General features: G+C 71.9%; 12 protein-coding genes and 2 pseudogenes. 12 read left to right on the plus strand and 2 right to left on the minus strand.

Going from position 1 to position 19,100, the window contains the following annotated elements:
• Nucleotides 1-79: 79 nt before the first annotated feature.
• From OM076_RS09030 to cydB, 12 genes are all read left to right on the plus strand, one after another.
• Nucleotides 80-1,312, plus strand: coding sequence for a DUF2254 domain-containing protein (locus tag OM076_RS09030; RefSeq protein WP_270039238.1), 1,233 nt, complete (start codon nucleotides 80-82; stop codon nucleotides 1,310-1,312).
• 273 nt (nucleotides 1,313-1,585) lie between these two features.
• Nucleotides 1,586-2,551, plus strand: coding sequence for an aldose 1-epimerase (locus OM076_RS09035; RefSeq protein WP_270039239.1), 966 nt, complete (start codon nucleotides 1,586-1,588; stop codon nucleotides 2,549-2,551).
• 33 nt (nucleotides 2,552-2,584) lie between these two features.
• On the plus strand, nucleotides 2,585-3,136 hold the full coding sequence (locus OM076_RS09040) for a DUF1269 domain-containing protein (RefSeq protein WP_270039241.1): 552 nt from the start codon (nucleotides 2,585-2,587) through the stop codon (nucleotides 3,134-3,136).
• Nucleotides 3,137-3,145: 9 nt separating this feature from the next.
• Nucleotides 3,146-4,135 (plus strand): PrsW family intramembrane metalloprotease, encoded by a 990-nt coding sequence (locus OM076_RS09045; RefSeq protein WP_270039243.1) that lies wholly within the window; start codon nucleotides 3,146-3,148, stop codon nucleotides 4,133-4,135.
• A gap of 48 nt (nucleotides 4,136-4,183) precedes the next feature.
• Nucleotides 4,184-4,822, plus strand: a complete 639-nt coding sequence (locus OM076_RS09050) for a helix-turn-helix transcriptional regulator (RefSeq protein WP_270039244.1) — start codon at nucleotides 4,184-4,186, stop codon at nucleotides 4,820-4,822.
• A 61-nt stretch (nucleotides 4,823-4,883) separates the two neighbouring features.
• The gene (locus tag OM076_RS09055) at nucleotides 4,884-6,506 is read left to right on the plus strand and encodes an MFS transporter (protein ID WP_270039245.1); all 1,623 of its coding nucleotides are present in this window, start codon (nucleotides 4,884-4,886) and stop codon (nucleotides 6,504-6,506) included.
• Nucleotides 6,503-7,933 (plus strand): glucose-6-phosphate dehydrogenase, encoded by a 1,431-nt coding sequence (gene zwf / locus OM076_RS09060; protein WP_270039247.1) that lies wholly within the window; start codon nucleotides 6,503-6,505, stop codon nucleotides 7,931-7,933. Before OM076_RS09055 ends, zwf begins: the two co-directional genes overlap by 4 nt.
• A complete protein-coding gene (locus OM076_RS09065) occupies nucleotides 7,930-9,837 on the plus strand; it encodes a glycoside hydrolase family 15 protein (protein WP_270039248.1) in 1,908 nt (635 codons plus the stop codon). Before zwf ends, OM076_RS09065 begins: the two co-directional genes overlap by 4 nt.
• Entirely contained in the window at nucleotides 9,834-11,414 is a 1,581-nt protein-coding gene (locus OM076_RS09070; RefSeq protein ID WP_270039249.1) for a GMC family oxidoreductase, read from the plus strand. Before OM076_RS09065 ends, OM076_RS09070 begins: the two co-directional genes overlap by 4 nt.
• Nucleotides 11,404-12,696: an NAD(P)/FAD-dependent oxidoreductase gene (locus OM076_RS09075; protein WP_270039251.1), complete on the plus strand. Its 1,293-nt coding sequence runs from the start codon at nucleotides 11,404-11,406 to the stop codon at nucleotides 12,694-12,696. Before OM076_RS09070 ends, OM076_RS09075 begins: the two co-directional genes overlap by 11 nt.
• A 7-nt stretch (nucleotides 12,697-12,703) precedes the next feature.
• Nucleotides 12,704-14,074, plus strand: a complete 1,371-nt coding sequence (locus OM076_RS09080) for a cytochrome ubiquinol oxidase subunit I (protein ID WP_270039252.1) — start codon at nucleotides 12,704-12,706, stop codon at nucleotides 14,072-14,074.
• A gap of 1 nt (nucleotide 14,075) precedes the next feature.
• Nucleotides 14,076-15,038: a cytochrome d ubiquinol oxidase subunit II gene (cydB, locus tag OM076_RS09085; protein ID WP_270039254.1), complete on the plus strand. Its 963-nt coding sequence runs from the start codon at nucleotides 14,076-14,078 to the stop codon at nucleotides 15,036-15,038.
• Here cydB and cydD read toward each other — a convergent pair.
• Together cydD and OM076_RS46800 are read right to left on the minus strand one after the other, a co-directional pair.
• Nucleotides 14,999-18,294: pseudogene (cydD, locus tag OM076_RS47110) on the minus strand (thiol reductant ABC exporter subunit CydD). The gene cydB and the pseudogene cydD overlap by 40 nt on opposite strands.
• 166 nt (nucleotides 18,295-18,460) lie before the next feature.
• Nucleotides 18,461-19,093, minus strand: a pseudogene (locus tag OM076_RS46800) (YqjF family protein); the annotation flags it as partial.
• Nucleotides 19,094-19,100 lie beyond the last annotated feature (7 nt).

The raw sequence follows: 19,100 nt of genomic DNA on the forward strand, positions 1-19,100 counted from the left end.
CGTGGCGGCGAGGCTACGTCGCATGGCGTCATGGGCCACGCGCTTCCGGCGGCGGCAGAGGCTGAAGGGAAGCCTTTGGATGGTGCCGCTGGTCTGTGCCGTGGCCGGCCCGCTGCTCGCGGAGCTGACGGTGGCGCTCGAGACGCACATCGACATCCCGAACGGCTGGATGTACTCCGAGTCGACGGCGAGCGCGGTCCTGGCCGCGATCGTCGGCGCGATGGTCGGACTCACCGGCTTCGTGGTCGCCTTCGGCGTCCTGATCGTGCAGATGGCGACGCAGACCCTCTCTCCCCGCTTCATGCGGCTGTGGTTCCGGGACGGGTTGCAGAAGACCGTGCTCGGCACGTTCGTCGGCACGTTGACGTTCGCGCTGGCGCTGCTGCGCCGCGTCGGTCCGGACACGGTCCCGGACATCGGCGTGACGATCGCCGGGATCGCGGTCACCGTGAGCGTCGTGCTCTTCCTGGTCTATCTCGACCGCTTCATCCACCGCCTGCGCCCGGTCGCGGTGGGGTGGATCGTCGCCCGCGCCGGAGCACGCGTGTTCCAGGAGATGCAACCGACCGGCCCGCACTCCGAGCTCGGCGACGCCAGGCCCGAGGGGCCGCCGTCGCTCGAGGTTCATAGCGGCGCGGCGGGTGCGATCCAGGCCATCGACCGGCGCGGGCTGCTGGAGACGGCGACCCGGCACGATTGCGTCCTGGAGCTCGCGCACGCGGTCGGCGACATCGTCCCGCACGGGAGCGTTCTGCTGCGGGTCTTCGGCGCCACCCCGCCCGACGCCGAGCATCTGCGCGGCCTGCTGGCGATCGGCGAGGAGCGCACGATCGAGCAGGATCCCGCCTTCGCGCTGCGGATCCTCGTCGACATCGCGATCCGGGCGCTGTCTCCCGCGGTCAACGATCCGACGACGGCCTGCCAGATCCTGGGGGCGATCGAGGACCTGCTGCTGGTGATCGGCGAGAGCGACCTGCGTGACCGCGACACGATCTGCGACGGCAGCGGGCGCCCGCGCGTGCTGATCGTGACGCGGCGCTGGGACGACCTGCTCGCCCTCGCGCTGACCGAGATCCGCGACTACGGCGCGACCTCGACCCAGACCACGCGCCGCCTGGCCGCGCTGCTCGACCACCTCGCCGCCCGCGTCCGCCCGGAGCATCGCGCGGCCGTCGAGGAGCAGGTCGCCGAACTGGCGGCCGCGCTGGAGCGGTTCGTCCCGGACCCGCGCGCTCGCGCGTTCGCGAGCCGGCCCGACGCCCAGGGCATCGGCGGCGCGTCCAGCGCGGAGGTGACCTTCAGTTCGTCGTGAAGCGGCAGGCGCGAGCCGACCCTCCTGTCGGCTCGCGCCACACCGAGCCCTCTGCGGCACGGCCCACACCTCGAGGAAAGCCGTTGCCGGGAGAGGTCCTTCCGTGCCACCGGCGCCGCGCGCACCCCGCCGGCGTCAGCTACCGCTCCTCCGCGACACGCCAACCATGGTGGCGCCGCTGGGCGCCGTGTTCCATCCCACGGTTGCGCGATCTCGAGGATCACCCCGATCGGACGATTCCGCCCGGCCGCGGCGGCTGGACGATGCGCTGACATGATCGGCGAACGGACGATCGAAGGCTTCACCGCGCTCACGCTGGCGACGCCCGACGGCGTACTCGAGGCCGCGTTCGTCCCGGACGCCGGCATGGTCGGCTGTTCGCTGCGCCATCGTGGCCAGGAGCTGCTCGGCCGGCGCGGCGGCCTCGCCGCGTACGTGGCCGAGCGCAAGACGATGGGCATTCCGCTGCTGTACCCGTGGGCGAACCGGTTGTCGGCGTGGCGCTGCGCGGTCGCCGGCCGCGAGATCGTCATTGACCCCGTCGCGACGCCGCTGCGCCGCGATGCGAACGGGCTGCCGATGCATGGCCTGCTGAGCGCGGCCGCGGGCTGGCGCGTCGAGCGCCACGAAGCCACCGCGGACGGCGCCGTGCTCACGTCGCGCTTCGACTTCTCCGCCGACGACGTGCTGATGGCGGCGTTCCCGTTCGCCCACGAGTTGGTGCTCGAGGCGACGCTGAGCGGCCCGACGCTGCGCGTCGCCACGACGGTGCACGCGTCGCGCGAGGCGCCCGTGCCGATCGCGTTCGGGTTCCATCCCTACCTCCGACTCGACGGGGTCGAGCGTGAGGATTGGCGCGTGGAGATCCCGGTCCGGGAGCGGTTGCGCCTCGGTCCGGACATGCTGCCGACCGGCGAGCGCGAGCCCGTGCGGATCGCGCCCGGGCGACTCGGCGCGCGGACGTACGACGATGCCTACGCCGCGCCACCCGACGGGGCCGCGTTCGTGCTCGAGGGCGGGGGCCGGCGGATCGAGCTGGCCTTCGAGGCCGGCTATCCGTACGCGCAGGTGTTCGCTCCCGCGGACGACGCCGTGATCGCGTTCGAGCCGATGACCGCGCCCGCCAACGCACTGGTGACGGCGGGGCCCGAGCTGACGCTGCTCGCGCCGGGCGACAGCTACCGGGCGGCGTTCTCGATCACCGTCCGAGAGCGCGACGCATCACCCGGATCGGAGTAAGCGGACCCGGACGGCGTCTGAGACGGTGCGCGCATGAGCCTCGATCTCGCACTTCTGGTCTTTGAACGCGTCGAGGGCGCCGAGCGGGCCTACGCCGGCATGCTGGAGACCTCCGGATCGCAACCGTGGGTCCACGAGGTCTCGTTCGTCGAGCACCACCGGCACGATCGCATCGTGGTGCGGGGCACGTTCGCGGGCCGCTACGTCGACCTCGACGAGCGCGGGGACGTGATCGGCAAGCGGACGGGCGAGGGTGCTCTCACCGGCGCACTGGTCGGCGTCCTCTTCGGGCCTGCCGGGTTGGCCGTCGGGCTCGTCGCCGGCGGCACCGTCGGCGGGCTGAAGGAGTCCGAGCACGCGCCGCATCTGCACGATGCGTTCCTGGACGAGCTCCGCGCGGAGGTGCCCGTGAAGTCCTCGGCCCTGCTCCTGCTCGCCGGGCCGGAGCACGTCGACGCGATGATCGCCGTGCTCGAAGGGAGCGGTGGGCGGCTCGTGCGCCACCACCTGACGCCCGACGCCGCGCTCGCGCTCGAGGCGGCCGTCGCCGGAGCCCCTCGCGTCACGCCGTGGACCGGCGAGTAGGCGCAGAGCATGGCGATCAAGCTGACCCGGGTCGCGCGGGCTGAGCGTACCGCCGAACCGCACGAGCACTTCGTGCATCTCCCGACGCGGCTGTGGAAGCTGCTGCTGGCGGGCGGCCTCGTCACGTGGCTGATCGCGGCGGTCGTCACGGAGGCCACCAACGACACGATCCTCGTGCCGACGGTGATCATCGTCGGCAGCTTCATGGTCCCGGTGACGATGGCCGCGTTCGCGCTCTCGCGCCGCCGCGAGGGCTACCTGACGACCGAGGAGGTCGTGCTCGGATTCCTGCTCGCGGGGACGCTCGGGGTCGTGGCCACGGCGCTGCTGGAGACCTACCTCCTCCCGTCCGCGAGCGGCACGTTCATCGCCGTCGGCTGGATCGAGGAGTTCGGCAAGGGCGCCGTGCTGCTCGTCGTAGCCCACCAGGTACATCACCGCGAGCCGCGCGACGGGATGGTGCTCGGCGCCGTCGTGGGCGCCGGGTTCGCCGCCTTCGAGAGTGCCGGCTACGCACTCCAGGTGGTGCTCGAGAACGCCGACCGCATCTCGGTCGTCGCCGTGCTCGAGATCGAGGCGTTCCGCGCCGTTCTCGCGCCGTTCGGCCACATCACCTGGACGGCCCTGATCGGTGGCGCCCTGTTCGCCAGCTCGCGTGGCGGTCGCTTCCACCTGACCCACGGGCTCGTCCTGACGATCGTCGGCGTCGTCACGCTGCACGCGCTCTGGGATCAGTCGTACGGGTGGGCCGTGATGCTCACGCGCGGCATCGTGATGGACGTCGGTTGGCAGCTGCTGTGGCCCAACGCGCAGTTCTGGGCGATCCCGCCGACCGGCTCCGACCTGTTCTGGTTCAACACGATCTACGACGTGCTGCTGGCGATCTGGTCCGTGATCGGCGCGACCTGGGTCGTCGTCGCCTGGCGCCGCTACGCCGCCAAGCGCGACGATCAGCCTTCGTCCTTGCCCTCCGGCGCCGAACGATCGATGACGGCATAGAGGTCGATGGCGAGCACCCCCCACGGCCGGCATCCTCCGCCTCGGACGATGTCACGGGCGGCGGCGTCCGTGACGGTCCCGCGCGTGTCGCTCGGCGATGGATGGCCGGCGCTGTTCGAGAGCGCGTTCCGTCAGTCGCGCAACGCGATGGTGCTGCTCGACGAGCGGCGGCGTGTGGTGGACGCCAACGCGGCCATGGTCGGGCTCGTCGGGCACTCGCGCGCCTGGCTCGTCCGCCGGCCGATGGCCGAGATCGTCGCCGACGGCCCACTGGTGACCGAGCCCGAATGGCAGCAGTGGCTGGCCGCCGGGCGCTTCGCGGGCGAGGCGACGTTGCTACACGCGGACGGCCACGCCGTGACCGTCCAGTGGGGCGCCACGACCGAGGCCGTCACCGGCCGCCGCCTCGTGCTCGTCGCGGCACTGCACACGTCGCGCTGGGGTCCGCGCTTCCGCCGGACGCCGGATGCTCGCCACGACCCGCGGGCGCTCTCGGCGCGTGAGGCCGAAGTGGTGCGCCTGGTCGCGCTGGGACAGACCGGGCCGGAGATCGCGGACGATCTCGGGATCGCTCATGACACCGTCCGCACCCACGTCCGCCACGCCATGGACAAGCTCGGAGCCCGGTCGCGCGCCCATCTCGTGGCCAAGGTGTTCGGCGGAGACCTGATCATGCGATCCGGGTGATGCCGACCACCGTGCGGCGCTGGATCCTCGTCCGCGAACGGGAACGAGGAGGTCGGTCTTCGTGACAAAGGTGGAGGGCGGCGAAGCGCCTGCGCGCGCAGGGCTGGTGCTCGCCGCGCTGATCCTCGTCGCGGGGGTCGCCAATCTGAACCTGTCGGTGGCGAACGTCGCGCTGCCCGACATCGGCAAGCACTTCGACTCGTCGCAGACGACGCTCGACCTGATCGCGGTCGGCTACTCGCTCGGCCTCGCCGCTTCGGTGCTCTACCTCGGTGCGCTCGGCGACCGGTATGGGCGCAAGCTGCTGTTGCTGCTCGGCATGGCGTTGTCGGTGCCTGCGTGCCTGCTCGCCGCGTTCGCCCCGACCGACGGGGTGCTGTTCGGAGCTCGTGTCCTGGGCGGGCTGTCCGCGGGCATGGCGTACCCGACGACGCTGGCGTTGATCGCGGCGCTGTGGTCGGGGCCGGGGCGCACGAAGTCGATCGCGCTGTGGTCGGCGCTCGGGGGCGCGATCGCGTCCCTCGGCCCGCTGGTCGCCGGCGCGCTGCTGGAGAGCTTCGACTGGGGATCGGTCTTCCTGATCACCCTCCCGCTCGTCGTCATCGCGTTCCCGATGGCCGCCAAGTTCGTCCCGGCGCACGTGAACGAGACGACCGAGCCGGTCGACAACCCCGGCGGAGTCCTGTCCGTGGTGCTGGTCGCGGCGCTGATCCTCGCGATCAACTTCGCCCCGGTTCCGAACAAAGGGACGCTGACGCTCGGGCTGACCGCGATCGCCGTCGCCGCGCTGATCGCGTTCCTCATCCGTCAGCGCCGCGCGGCCAACCCGCTCTACGACCTGCACGTCGCCTCGCGGCGGATCTTCTGGGTGGCGGCGCTCGCCGGGATCATCGTCTTCGGCTCGCTGATGGGCGCCGCGTTCGTCAGCCAGCAGTTCCTCCAGAACGTGCTCGGCTACTCGACGCTCGAAGCGGGCGCCGCGTTCCTGCCCACGATCGTGTTCATGGTGCTCGTCGCGCCGCGCTCGGCCAAGCTCGTCGAGACTCGCGGCGCTCGCTTCACGCTGCTGTGCGGCTACGTGTTCCTGCTGTTCGCGTTCGCGACGATGCTCCTGTTGTGGGAGCCGGGCATCCCCTACTGGAAGATCGGCCTGGCCTACGCGTTCATCGGGATCGGCGTGGGCTTCGCCGGCACGCCCGCGTCGCACTCGCTCACCGGCTCCGTGCCCGTGCGGCGCGCGGGTATGGCGTCCGGCACCGCCGACCTGCAGCGCGACCTCGGCGGCGCGATCATGCAGTCGATCTTCGGTGCGCTACTGACCGCGGGGTACGCTGCCGCCGCCACGGCGGCGATCGCCGCGGCGCCGAACAGCGCGCAGATCAACGGTGACGTCGAGAACCAGCTGACGAAGTCGTTCGCCGGGGCGGAGTCCGTCGCGCAGCAGTACCCGCAGTACGCGAGCCAGATCACCGCCGCGGCCAAGGAGTCCTTCCTCAACGGCGACCAGTGGGCGTACACGGCGGGCATCGTCGCGGTGGCGCTCGGCGCGGTGCTCGTGTTCTTCATGTTCCCGAGGAAGGACGAAGAGCAGCGGGCGCTCGCCGATTACCAACTCGAAGACTCCGCCTTTCACCCGGACCGGGTGACGACGGAGGCCGCATCCGAGAGGAGCTTGCGGGTATGAGCACGGCAGTCAGACCGCGCCCCGACGCGGGCGCGTCCTCCGATCAGACGACCGACGTCCTGGTGGTGTTCGGCATCAGCGGCGATCTGGCGCGGGTGATGACGTTCCACTCGCTCTACCGGCTCGAGCGCCGCGGATTGCTGCACTGTCCGATCCTCGGCGTCGCCGCCGATGATTGGACCGACGACGATCTGCGCGGGCACGCCCGGGCGGCGATCGCGGCGTGCGGCGAGACGATCGACGAGGCGACGTTCGCGCGCTTGGCGGCGCGGTTCTCCTACCTGGCCGGCAATTTCGCCGAGCCCGCGACCTTCGAGCGTGTGGCACGAGCGCTGGAGGGGAAGGAGCGCCCGGTCTTCTACCTCGAGATCCCTCCGTCGCTGTTCGGGATGGTGGTCGAGGGCCTGGCCGGCGCGGGCCTGACCGAGCACGCTCGCGTCGTGGTCGAGAAGCCGTTCGGCCACGACCTCGAGTCGGCGCGAGCGCTGCAGGCGGAGCTCGAGGTCCATCTGCGCGAGGAGCAGCTGTATCGGATCGATCACTTCCTCGGCAAGATGGGCCTCGCCGAGGTGCTCTATCTGCGGTTCGCGAACGCGATCTTCGAGCCGATCTGGAACCGCAACTACGTGTCATGCGTGCAGATCACGATGGCCGAGGACTTCGGCGTCGACGCCCGCGGCCACTTCTATGACCCGGTCGGCGCGCTGCGCGACGTCGTCGTCAACCACATCATGCAGGTGGTCGCTGCCGTCGCGATGGAACCGCCGGCGGGCGCCGACCCCAGCACCCTCAAGGACTCGATCGCGGGCGTGCTGCGCGCGATCCGCCCCGCGGACCCGGCCAACTACGTGCGCGGCCAGCACGAGGGCTACCGGTCGATCGACGGCGTGGCCCCGGATTCACAGACGGAGACCTACGCCGCGCTGCGCCTGGACATCGACAGCTGGCGCTGGTCCGGTGTGCCGTTCTTCATCCGCACGGGCAAATGGCTCCCGACGACCCAGACCGAGGCGCGGCTCGTGTTCCGTGAGCCGCCTCGGCTGGGGCTGCTTCCGGAAGAGACGCGCCGGCCCGAGCGAAACCAGATCGCCGTCAAGCTCGACCCGTCGACGGGCATCCGCATGGTCGTCGACGCCCGGCGCGGCAATGTGAGAGCGCCCGAGCGGATCACCATGGACATGGAGTTCGCCGACGAGGGCGGCGAGGACCCGACCCCGTACGAGGTCCTGCTCGATGCCGCGATGCGCGGCGACTCGATGCGCTTCAGGCGCCGGGACAGTGTCGAGCAGCAGTGGCGGATCATGCAGCCGCTGTTGGTCGACCCGCCGCCGGTGCATTCCTATGCCAAGGGCACCTGGGGTCCGGAGGCCGGTGACCGGCTGCCCGACGAATACGGCGGCTGGCACGGTCCGTGGGTGGCGTCATGACCGCCGTCGATGGAGCCCGTGCCGTCCCCGCCGCCGAGCCACAGAGCGCCGCCGCGCCCTCGCCCTTCCCCCCGATCGAGTCCTTCGGCTTCCTCTCGAACTGCCATACCTCGGCACTCGTCGCGCCCGACGGCGCGATCGCCTGGCTGTGCGTGCCGTCCTTCGACGCGCCGAGCGTGTTCGCGACGCTCCTGGATCGCCAGGCCGGCTACTTCCGCGTCGGGCCGTTCGGCCTCGGCGTCCCGGCCGCGCGCGCGTACGAGCCCGGCACCAACACGCTCGTGACCACCTGGCACACCTCGAGCGGCTGGGTCGTCGTGCGCGACGCGCTCACGATGGGCCCGCGCCGAGGCGAGGACACGGTGACGCCGCACACGCGCCCGCCGGCCGACGAGGACGGCGACCACCTGCTCGTGCGGACGATCGAGTGCATCGAGGGCAGCGTCGAGATGGAGCTCGTGTGCGAGCCCGTCTTCGACTACGGGCGCACCGCCGCCGAGTGGAGCCTCCATGACGGTCGCGGCATCGCCGACGCGAGCGGCGCGGGCGTGACGCTGCGCCTGTGCACCGACATGGCCATCGGGATCGAGGGCGGGCGCGCGCGTGCCCGCCACACGCTTCAGGCGGGCGAGCTCGCCTACTGCTCGCTGTCGTGGGCGGAGGAGCTGGCGTCGCCGGCCAACGACGAGGAGGCCCAGGAGCGGATGGCCGCGACCACCCGCTTCTGGCGGTCGTGGGTCGACGGGGCGCGGCTGCCCGACCATCAGTTCCGCGAGGCGATCGCGCGCTCGATCCTCGCCATCAAGGGTCTCACGTACATGCCGACCGGCGCGACCGTGGCCGCGGCGACGACCTCGCTGCCCGAGACGCCCGGCGGCGAGCGCAACTGGGACTACCGCTACGCGTGGATGCGCGACGCGACGTTCACCCTGCGAGCGCTGCACTGGCTCAACCTCGACTGGGAGGCCGAGGAGTTCATGCAGTACGTGGCCGACCTCGAGCCCAACGCCGACGGCGCGATGCAGATCATGTACGGGATCGACGGGCGCCGCGACCTGACGGAGTCCACGCGCGACGACCTCTCCGGCTACGCGGGCGCGCGGCCGGTGCGGATCGGCAACGGCGCCTTCGACCAGCGCCAGAACGACGTCTACGGCGCGGTCCTCGACTGCATCCTGCTGCAGACCCGCCGCAGCCAGCGGCTGTCCCGGCGCCTGTGGCCGATCGTCGAGAGCCAGGCCGAGTGTGCGACGCGCGTCTGGCGCGAGCCCGACCAGGGCATCTGGGAGGCGCGCGGCGCGCCCTGCCACTACGTCTCGTCCAAGCTCATGTCCTGGGTCGCGATGGACCGGGCGGCCAAGATCGCCAACATCCGCGGCGACGGGGACAAAGAAGTCCGCTGGCGCGCGGTGGCCGAGGAGATCCGCGCCGACATCCTCGAGCACGGGGTCGACTCGCGCGGGTCGCTGCGCCAGCACTATGAGACCGACGCGCTGGACGCCTCGAACCTGCTGGCCGCCGTCTTCGGGTTCTTCACGGACGACGATCCGCGGCTGCGCGCGACCGTGCTGGCGATCGCGGACGAGCTGACCGAGAACGGCTACGTCCTGCGCTACCGCACCGAGCAGACCGACGACGGCCTCGCCGGTCGCGAGGGAACGTTCCTGATCTGCTCGTTCTGGCTCGTCTCGGCACTGGCCGTGATCGGCGAGCTGCAGCGGGCACGCGACCTGATGGAGCGCCTGCTGCACAACGCGTCGTCGCTCGGCCTGTTCGCCGAGGAGCTCGACGCCACCACCGGGCGCCACCTCGGGAACTTCCCGCAGGCGTTCTCACACCTGGCGCTGATCGAGGCGGCGGCGCGCATCATCGTCGCCGAACGAGCGGAGGAGTACGCGGTATGAGCCACTACGACGTGATCGTGATCGGTAGCGGCGCCGGGGGCGGGACGCTCGTTCACCGGCTCGCGCCCTCCGGCAAGCAGGTGCTGCTCCTCGAGCGTGGCGACTGGCTGGCGCGCGAGCCGCAGAACTGGTCGGCGTCGGATGTCTTCATCGACAACCGCTACGTCTCCGAGGACACCTGGTACGACGAGGGCGGCAACGCCTTCCAGCCGCAGATCCACTACTTCGTCGGCGGTGCCACGAAGCTCTATGGCGCCGCGCTGTACCGGCTGCGCGAAGAGGACTTCGGCGAGCTCGCGCACCACGACGGCAGTTCTCCCGCGTGGCCGGTGGGCTATGACGAGTTCGAGCCCTACTACACGCAGGCCGAGCAGCTCTACCAGGTGCACGGCGCGCGCGGAGAGGACCCGACCGAGCCGCACGCGAGCGCTCCGTACCCACACCCGGCCGTCAGCCACGAGCCGCGCATCCAGCAGCTCGCCGACGACCTGCAGGCGGCCGGGCTGCACCCGTTCCACGCCCCCTGCGGCGTGATGCTCGACGAGGCCGACCCGCCCAATAGCCGCTGCGTGCGGTGCGCGACGTGCGACGGCTTCCCGTGCCTGGTGCACGCGAAGGCGGACGCCGAGGTGCTGGCGGTGCGCCCGGCGCTGACGCATCCGAACGTGACGCTGCTCACCCGCTCACGGGCGCTGCGGCTGGAGACGAACGCGACCGGGACCGCGGTCACCGGCGTGGTCGTCGAGCGCGACGGCGAGCAGGAGATGTTCACCGCCGACGTCGTCGTCGTCGCGTGCGGCGCCGCGAACTCGGCGGCGCTGCTGCTGTCCTCGGCGAACGCCGCGCACCCGCACGGCGTCGCGAACGCGTCCGGCCAACTCGGACGCAACTACATGTTCCACAACAGCCAGGCCGTGCTCGCGCTGTCGAAGGAAGAGAACCCGACGGTCTTCCAGAAGACGCTCGGGCTCAACGACTTCTACTTCGGCACCGACGACTTCGAGTTCCCGCTGGGGAACATCCAGATGGTGGGCAAGTCCTCCGCCGACATGTACCGCGGCGAGAAGCCCCTGCAGACCAGGCTGGCGCCGCAGCGGACGCTGGAGAACGTCGCCCGGCACGCGGTCGACTTCTGGCTCTCCACCGAGGACCTTCCGCGACCGGACAACCGGGTCACGCTGCGCCACGACGGGAGCCTCCAGCTCGCGTACGAGGCGACCAACCAGGTGCCGAAGGCCCGGCTGCTCGCCGAGCTCAAGGATCTGCTGAAGCACATCGGCCTCGACGAGCACCATCTGATCCCGCGCCACGCCTATCTCAAGAACGACATCCCCGTCGCCGGCGTCGCGCACCAGGCCGGGACGTGCCGGTTCGGCTCGGACCCGGCGACATCGGTGCTCAACACCGACTGCCGCGCCCACGAGGTCGACAACCTCTACGTCGTCGACACGAGCTTCTTCCCGAGCATCGGCGCCGTCAACCCGGCACTGACGGCGATGGCCAACGCGCTGCGCGTCGGCGATCACCTGCTCGCGCGGCTGGGCGTCACGAGCCACGAGGTCGCCGGTGTCCACTGAGCGCAGACGGGTCGCGATCGTCGGCGGCGGCTTCGGCGGGCTGGCCGCCGCGCAGGCGCTGAGCAAGGCCGACGTCGACGTCACGCTCGTCGACCGCACCAACCACCACCTGTTCCAGCCCCTGCTCTACCAGCTGGCCTCCGGCATGTTGTCGATGGGCGAATGCGCGGCACCGATCCGCGGCATGCTGCGCAAGCAGTCCAACGTGCGCGTGTCGATGGCCGAAGTGACCGAGGTCGACGCCGAGCGGCGCGAGCTGACGCTTGACCGCGGCGAGAAGGTCGGCTACGACAGCCTGATCGTCGCCTGCGGCGCCGACACGTCCTACTTCGGGCACGAAGAGTGGCAGGAGCCGTCGTTCGCGCTCAAGACACTGGCGGACGCGGTCGGGCTCCGCGATCAGGTCCTGTCGGCCTTCGAGGAGGCCGAACGGGCGACGGACGACGAGGCGCGCCGGCGCTTCCTGACGATCGTCGTGATCGGCGGCGGCCCGACGGGCGTCGAGGTCGCCGGGCAGCTCGCCGTGCTCGCGCGCCACCACCTGAGCCACCAGTTCAGCGGCTTCGATCCGAGCGACATCCGCGTCGTCCTGCTCGACGCCGGCGAACGCGTGCTCACCGCCTTCAGCACGAAGCTGTCGGCGAAGGCGGCACGTTCCCTGGCGTCGCTCAGCGTCGACGTGCGCGAGGGCGCGCGCGCCACCGCGATCGACGCCGCCGGCGTCACCTACGACCATGGCGGCGCCACACAGCGCATCGAGGCGGCCACGGTGATCTGGGCGGCCGGGGTGCACGCGGCGCCGTTCGCCGGCGCGCTCGCCGAAGCCACCGGCGCCGAGCACGACCGCGGCGGCCGCCTGCAGGTCCTGGCCGACTGCACGCTGCCCAGGCACCCGGAGATCTCGGTGATCGGAGATGCCGCATCGCATGCGGGATCCGACGGCAAGCCGCTGCCCGGGCTGGCGACGGTGGCGATCCAGCAGGCGCGCCACGTCGCCCGTGCAATCGCCGCCGGGGGCCCCGGGGCGACGGAGCCGTTTCGCTACTTCGACAAAGGGGCGCTGGCCGTCGTCGGCCGCGGGCGCGCGATCTGCGCCGTTCGTGGCCTCGAGCTGTCGGGGCCGATCGCGTTCGCGACCTATCTCGGCGTGCACCTCTTCTATCTCGGAGGCGTGCCCGGCCGGCGCGTGGCGGTGATCTCCGCGTGGGCGTCGACCGCGATGGGACGCGAGCAGAGCCGGGTGATCGAACGCGAGCTGCCGCGCCCGCGCGTCAACGTGTGAGCCGGTCGTGAACGTCGACCTGGCGCGAGCCCAGTTCGCGCTCACGAGCATCTACCACTTCCTGTTCGTACCGGTGACGATGGGGCTCTCGTTCCTCGTCGCAGTGATGCAGACCCTGTGGCATCGCTCCGGCGTGGAGGCCTGGCGGCGGCTGACGCGCTTCTTCGGCACGCTGCTGCTGATCAACGTCGCGGTCGGCGTCGTCACCGGGCTCGTGCAGGAGTTCGAGTTCGGCATGAACTGGTCGGCGTACTCGCGCTACGTCGGCGACGTGTTCGGCGGGCCGCTGGCGATGGAAGGGCTGGCGGCGTTCTTCCTGGAGTCCACGTTCCTCGGCCTGTGGGTGTTCGGCTGGGACCGGCTCTCGCCGCGCGTGCACCTGTTCTGCATCTGGATGGTCGCGCTCGGGTCGTCGCTCTCGGCGGCGTTCATCATGGCCGCGAACTCGTGGATGCAGCACCCGGTCGGTTACGCGGCCGGCAATCCTCCGCGGTTGGATGACATCGGCGCCGTGTTCGCGAACCCGGTCTTCCTGTGGGGCTACTTCCACGTGCTGCTGGCCGCGCTGGCCACCGGGACGCTCGTGCTGCTCTCGATCTCCGCGTGGCATCTGCGGCGGGCGGTCGAGGTCGAAGCGTTCCGGCGCAGCGCGGCGCTCGCCATCGCCATCCTCGTGCCGCTCAGCATCGCGCTGGTGCTGGTCGGCAGCCAGCTCGGGGTGATCGAGACCCGCTATCAGCCGATGAAGATCGCCGCCGCCGAGGCGCAGTGGGAGACCTGCCAACCGTGCTCGTTCTCGGCGTTCCAGGTCGGCGGCGGCAAGAACGACGAGGACCCCCAGAAGGTGATCGCGATCCCGCACCTGCTGTCGATCCTGGCCACGCTGTCCTGGAACGGAGAGGTCGTCGGGCTCAACGAGTTGCAGGCGCAGTACGAGCAGCAGTACGGGCCCGGGAACTACGTCCCGAACGTGTTCGTGCAGTACTGGTCGATGCGGGTGATGGCCTATCTGGCGACGGCGATCGTGCTGCTGTCGCTGTGGGGCGCGTGGCTGCTCCACCGGCGCCGTCTGGAGACCGCGAAGTGGTTCCTGCGCGCGTCCGTGTGGGCTGTGTTCACGCCGTTCATCATGAACACCGCCGGCTGGATGCTGACCGAGAACGGCCGCCAGCCGTGGATCGTCCAGGGGCTGATGAAGACCGCCGACGGCGTCTCGCCCTCGGTGAGCGCGACCGAGATCTGGATCAGCCTCGCCGTCTTCGCCTCGCTGTACCTCGCGCTCGGCGTGGCCGACCTCGTCCTGATGCTCCGCTACGGCCGGCGCGGTCTGCCCGAGGCCGAGACCGTGCGCGAGCCGATGCCGGCGCTGACCTACTGAGATGTCGCTCGAGACCTTCTGGTTCGTCGTCGTCGCGTTCTTCTGGACCGGGTTCTTCGTCCTGGAAGGCTTCGACTTCGGCGTCGGCGTGCTGCACACGGTCGTCGGTCGCGACGAGCGCGGACGTCGCACGGCGCTGGCCGCGATCGGCCCGTTCTGGGACGGCAACGAGGTCTGGCTGATCGTGGCGGGCGCGTCGATGTTCGCGGCGTTTCCCGCGTGGTACGCGACGCTCTTCTCGGGCCTGTATCTGGCGCTGCTCCTCGTCCTGGTGGCGCTGATCGCGCGCGGGGTCGCGTTCGAGTTCGGCGAGAAGGTCACGTCGCCGCGCTGGCGGCGGACGTGGACGTGGGCGGCCACCCTCGGCAGCGGCGCGATCCCGCTGCTGCTCGGGATCGGGCTGGGCGGCATGGTCGCCGGGTTCCCGATCGACGCCGACGGTGAGTTCACGGGCAACTTCGCCGACATCTTCACCGCGTACGGCGTCTGGACCGGGCTGACGCTGCTCTCGCTGTCCACGCTGCACGGCGCGGCGTTCCTCGCGCTGAAGACCCACGGCGCGGTGCGCGAGCGCTCGCGCGCCGTCGGCGTCCGCGTCTGGCTCGCGACGCTCGTCGCCTCGGTCGTCTTCGCCGCGTGGTCGCCGGCGGTGCTGAGCGTGCTCGCGGCCGTGGCCGTGCTCGCTGCGGGCGCGCTGCTGCGTGCGGGCCGCGAGGGCTGGGCGTTCTCCGCGACGGCCGCGGCCATGGCCGCGACGCTCAGCTCGCTGTTCGTCGACCTGTACCCGAACGTGCTGATCTCGAGCACCGACGCCGCGTACAACCTCACCGTCTCCGGTGCCGCGTCGGGCTCCTACGCGCTGAAGGTGATGACCGTCGCCGCCGCGGTGTTCGTGCCGCTCGTGCTGCTCTACCAGGGCTGGACCTACCGCGTGTTCCGCGCGCGCGTCCACGACTCGGCGTAGCGGCCGCCGCGGTCCAGCAGGTCGTCGTGGGTGCCGCGCTCGGCGACGCGGCCCGCTTCGAGCACGACGATCTCGTCCATCGCCTCGAGGCCGGTGAGCCGGTGCGTGATCAGCAGCGTGCCGTGGCCGCCTTCGAGCGCGTCGGCGACGACGGCATCGGCGGTCTTCGCGTCCAGGTGCTCACCGGGCTCGTCGAGGATCAGGAGCGGGAACCGGGCGAGGTCGGCGCGCGCGAGCGCGATCCGGCGGCGCTGGCCGCCGGAGTACCGGTGCCCGGCGGTGCCGCCCTCGGTCGCGAGGCCGTCCGGGAGGGTGTCCGTCCAGGCGAGCAGCCGGGCGCGGTCGAGCGCGTCGTGGAGGTCGGCCTCGCTCGCGTCGCGGCGAGCGAGGAGCAGGTTCTCGCGCAGCGTCGTGTCGAACACGTGCGCGTCCTGCGCCACGAGCCCGACGACCGTGCGGACGGCGTCGCCGTCGAACGCGTGGATCTCCGTGCCGCCGAGCGTCACCGAGCCCTCGTAGTCGAGGAAGCGCAGCAGCACCGCGGCGAGCGTCGACTTGCCCGCCCCGCTCGGGCCGACGACGGCGACACGCCGGCCGGGCGCGAGGTCGAGGTCGACGCCGTCGAGCACCCACGTGTCGCCGTAACGGGCCTTCAGTCCGCGGACGCGCAGCACCGGCGCTGGCGGGAGCGGGTGCGGTGTCGCGGGCTCGTGCACCGGGACCGGAGCGTCGAGCACGGCCTGGACGCGCTCGGCGCTGCGGCGCACCCGGGACAGGTCCGACGTCACCGCGGGAAGGCCGCCGACGAGCTCGAAGGTCGCGAGCGGGACGAGCGCGACGACTGCCAGCAGCACCGGGTCGAGGTTTGCATGGATGGCCACGAGGACGGTTCCCCACAACGCCAGGCCGGTCAGGAGCGTCACCAGGGCGCGCCCGCTGCCCATGGTGCGCGCGGCCGCGGCGTCGTCGCGGGTCAGCTCGGCGTCGAGGCGCGCGAGCGTGTGCAGACGTCCTGGCAACGCGCCGTTGACGAGCAGCTCCGGCGCGCCGTCGAGCATCTCGACCGTCACTGAGCTCAGGTTCGCCTGTGCCGGCGCGCGCCCGCTCTCGCGCGCCGTCAGCCACGGCACGACGGTCGCGGCGAGCAGCAGCGCGACGAGCACGATCGCGCCCGCGGCGGGCAGCAGCCACCACAGCAGCGCGACCGTGGCGGCGCCGGCGATCAGCGCGATCGCGAACGGCTGCAGGACCCGCAGCAGCAGGTCCTGCAAGGCGTCGACGTCGTGTACGAACCGCGCCAGCAGGTCGCCTTCGCGGAAGCCGGGCAGTGCGGCGGGCGACAGCGGCTCGAGGCGCTCGTAGACGCGGACGCGCAGCGCGGCCAGTGCCTCCAGTGCCGCGTCGTGGCCGGCGAGGCGCTCGGCGTAGCGGAGCAGACCGCGCGCGAGCGCGAAGAACTGGACGCCGGCGATCGCGACGCCGAGCGCCGACGCTCCCGGCTGCTGAGACGCGCGCGCGATCAGCCACGCCGACGTCGCGAGCAGGCCGACCGACGCGCATGCGGCCCCTGCGCCGAGCAGCGCGGAGAGCGCGACGCCGCCGGCCGCGGGCCGCACGAGCGTGAGGGTGCGGCGCACGTCGCCGCGGTCCGCCGAGGCGCGCCTCACGCCGCCACTCCAATCGGGTCCAGGTCGACGACGCGGTCGGCGAGCGCGAGCAGCGCCGGGCGGTGCGCGACGACCACGACGGTGCGACCGCGCACGAGCCGGCGGATCGCGCGCACGACCTCGGCCTCGGTGGCGCCGTCGAGGCCGGCGGTCGGCTCGTCGAGCAGCAGCAACGGCGCGTCGCGCAGGAACGCGCGGGCGAGTGCGAGGCGCTGGCGCTCCCCCGCCGACAGGCCGGCGCCGTGGTCGCCGAGCTGGGTCTGCAGGCCGTCCGGCCGCGCGGCGATCGCCTCCGTGAGCTGCGCGTCGGCGACCGCCCGCCTGACCGCCTCGGCGGGCGCGTCCGGGCGGCCGAGCCGGACGTTCTCGTCGATCGTCCCCGCGAACAGGTGCGGGCGCTGCGGAACCCAGGCCAGGTGGGCGTGCCAGGCCTCGAGGTCGAGCTCGCGCAGGTCCATGCCGCCGACGCGGACCGAGCCCGCCGTGGGCGTCGCGAGCCCGAGCAGTACCCGCAGCAGCGTCGACTTCCCGCATCCGCTGCGTCCGGCGATCGCCACCACCTCGCCCGGCTCGACGGTCAGCGACAGCCCGTCGAGCGCCGGGGCGAGCGAGAGACCGGCGACCTCGAGCGGGCCCGCGGGGATCTCGGTGCGTGTTCCGCGGACGGGCAGCGGCTCGTCCAGCACGTCGAGGATCTGGGTCGCCGCGGCGGCGCCCTCCGCTCCCGCGTGGTAGCTCTCGCCGAGCCGGCGCAGCGGCAGATAGGCCTCCGGGGCGAGCACCAGCACGAACAGCGCGGTCTCGAGGTCGAGCGAGCCGCTCAGCGCCCGCAGGCCGATCGCCACCGCGACGAGCGCCATCGCCAGGGTCGCCAGCAGCTCGAGCACGAGCGAGGAGAGGAACGCGATCCGCAGCGTCCCCATCGCGTGCTCCCGATACGCCGAGCCGACCGTCGCGATGGCCGCGGCCTGCGGCTTCGCGCGCCCGAACACCTTCAGCGTGGGCAGACCCGCGACCACGTCCAGGAAATGGCCGCCGAGCCGCTGCAGGCTGTGCACCTGCGCCTCCATCCGATCCCGTGTCGTCGCGCCGACCAGCGCCATCAGCAGCGGGACCAGCGGCAGCGTCACCAGGACGATCGCCGCCGAGATCCAGTCGCGGGCGAGCAGGACGGTCACCACGACCACGGGCACGATCGCGGCCAACACGACCTGCGGCAGGTAGCGAGCGAAGTAGCCGTCGAGCGAGTCGATCCCCCGCGTGGCCAGCGTCGCCAGCGCACCGGGCGGATGCTGCCGGCCGCCGGCGGTGGCGTGCGTCAGCAGCGCCGCGCGCAGCTCGGACTTCACCCGCGCGCAGCAGCGGGCAGCCACGGTCTCGCCGAGCCACGCGGTGGCGGTCCGGACGAGCACGACCGCCAGCAACGCCGCCAACGCGCCGCGCGAGCGATCCGTGCCCGAAATCAGCACCGCGAGCAGCCACGCCTGCGCGACCAGCGCCAGCGCGGCCACCATCCCGAGCGCCACGGCGGCCGCCACAGATGCCCGGACGGACCGTGCGCACCGGAGCAGCCTGCGGTCGAGGACCACGCAACAACGCTAAACGCGGTCCGCCCCAGCCGCATCCCCCGAAGCGGGTGATGGAGGGGCGGCTACGCCGTGGCCGGGCGCGAGACGGTGATCGACGAGCCGACCGCGAGCGACGAGTGGCTCGGTGTCGCGTCCTGCAGCCACGCCCACTGGGCCCGTAGAGCGCGCCGAAGTCCACCTCGAGCGCGAGGTCGTCGACGGCGCGCAGCGCCCACGCGGGATGCGCGACGTTGTAGAGCAGGGTGGTGCCGTCGCGACGCCGGCCGACGCCGAGCGAGTGATCCGTGAGCCAGTGGGCGGCGCTCCCGGGTTCGGGGACGGCGGCGTCGGCCGATCCCCGCACCGACATGGAGTAGCCGCGCCCGAACCGGTGCCGGACCAGCACGCCGCCATCCGCGGTCGCCTGCACGCCGCAGCTCATCGGCAAGCGTTGATACGGCTCGTTGTAGAGCAGCCGGGCGACCGTCGCGATCGCCCACCTCGGCACGAGCTCGCGGATGAACACGACACCGCGCTCACCCCGGTGGCGCACGTAGAAGCGCAGGTTGATCTCCGGGAACGCGATGTGGCGCGGGATCGCCAGCCCGAGCACACGCGTGCGCCGGAACTCGAACGCGACGAAGCTCACCCGCGGCGATCCCTCAAGCGTGTCGATCGTGACGCCACGCGGGAGGTACGGTCGCAGCCGTTCCTCCTCGACGGCGAACGTGATCACCGCCACGTTCAGCCACTCGGCGGTGAGAAACGGGCGATCGCGCACGCGGGCATCTTGCCAGCCGCGCCGAGGGCGCCGGCACACCGACAGG

Source organism: Solirubrobacter ginsenosidimutans (assembly GCF_027587205.1).